Raw genomic sequence first — 1828 nt, forward strand, 5'->3', positions numbered from 1 at the left:
GGTGAGCGTCCGCACGGCCGCGCGGGCGGCCGCCACGGCGGGCTCGTCCGTGAGCTTGATGCCGGCGGCCTTCGGCAGCGCCGCGAGCTGCTCGTCGACGGGGGTGATGCCGCGGTCGATCCCGAAGCCCTCGGCGAACGAGGCCTTGTCGTTGCTGCCGACCTCGTGACGGTTGACGGTGAGGCGCCCGTCGGTCACGAGCACCTCGAGGAACGACTCGTAGGAGTTGCTGCTGAAGCGCACGCCGCCGCCGAGGCGGTCGAAGAGGTCGAGGTACTCCTCGTTCCCGAAGGGCGCGTCGCCCTCGGCGATGCCCTGCATCTGCCCGTAGTGCTTCGAACCGGCGGTGCCGGGAGTCACGAACACGGTCCCCCGCTGGTCCACCTTGTAGTCGATCTTGATCCCGCCGATGACCTCGGTGATCACGTCGGACTTCAACCGCTTCGCCCGCACGGGGGAATCGGGATCCGAGGCGAGCTCTTCGGTGCGGGTCCAGTAGTGGTCGTGCCCCTGCAGCACGAGGTCGACGTCGAGCTCGTCGATGAGCGGCACGAGCCGATCGCGGAGCGAGAGGATGTCGGGATCCGCCGCGTGCGCGCCCGCCGTGTACGGGCCCTTGTGCGTCGTGAGGATGATCCACTTCGCGCCGCGAGCCCGGGCCTGCTCGACGTCCTCCTCGATCCAGGCCAGCTGCGCGTCGCTGATCGGTTCGTAGTCCTGGTCGCTCATGTCGGTGGCGTTGTGCCCGTCGCGGCCCTCGTTCGTGTTCAGCATGACGAAGTGGGCGTCGTTGTAGTCGTAGGAGTAGTAGACGCCGGTCGTCGTGTCCTGCCCGTTCACCGCGCGGAGCGCGAAGTGCTGCGTGAACTCGTCCGTGCCCGCGTCGTGGTTGCCCGAGACCGGCGCGATGGTGGTCGCCAGCAGGCTCTCCTGCGCGTATCCGAAGAGCTCGATCCAGTCGTTCTCCTCTTCGCTGGTCTGCACCACATCGCCGCCGTGGACGATGAACTCGGCGTCGGGCGCGGTGCGCAGCGCCTCGGCGATCGTGTTCGCGGAGACGACTGCCTCGCTGGCGCCGCCGCGCGCCTGCGTGTCGGTGATCGTGATGAAGCTGAAGTCGTCCTCGCCGTCCGCGGTCTCGAATGTGCCGGTGTCGCTCCATTTGCCGGTGAAGGTGTCGCCGACGCGGTAGTAGTAGGTGAGCCCCGGGGTCAGCCCGGTGACGACCACCCGGTAGAAGGCCTCGCCCTCGTTGCTCGTCGACGCCTCGGCCTCGACCGTGAGCGTCGCGTCCTCGGGGAAGCTCGGATCGGTGCTGAGGATCGCGCCGGGCTCGACCATGGCGATGTCCTGGTACCAGGTGAAGGCGCGGCGGGTGCCCGGGTCGCCGTGGAAGGTCGCGGTGATGCGGTTCGGCATCTCCTCGGGAGCCACGTACTTGACGCGCGGCAGCTGGGTGACGAGATCCCACATCCAGGCGTCGATGAAGTCCCAGCGCAGGCCCGCGTACGTCGATTTGAGGTGCTCGTCGAGCCCGTCGGAGTCGTCCCCGACGACGACGTTTCCGATCACCTCGGTGTCGTCGCCGGACTCCTCGCCGACGACCGCGGCCGTGGTCGCGGCCTGGAGCGCCTGCCGGATCAGATTGTGCTTCACGACGGCCTGATCCAATACTCGGCCGGCGACGCCGGCGGCGAGCCCGTGGGCCGTGATCTCGACCTCGATGTCGTTGTCGTGGATGGCGGCGTGGCCGGCGGCCTCGGCGACCAGGCCGGCCCCGAGCTCGGCATCCGGCGCGCGCAGCTCGGAATCGCGGAGCTGCACGCCT

The 1828-nt window shown here is 69.1% G+C and carries 1 protein-coding gene; it reads right to left on the reverse strand.

What is annotated here, in order from left to right; genetic code table 11:
• A partial coding sequence (locus ACFPZL_RS12830; RefSeq protein WP_382335748.1) for a metallophosphoesterase occupies positions 1–1828 on the reverse strand: 1828 nt, incomplete at both ends.

The organism is Leucobacter soli (assembly GCF_042659205.1).
Taxonomy (GTDB): Bacteria; Actinomycetota; Actinomycetes; order Actinomycetales; family Microbacteriaceae; genus Leucobacter; species Leucobacter soli.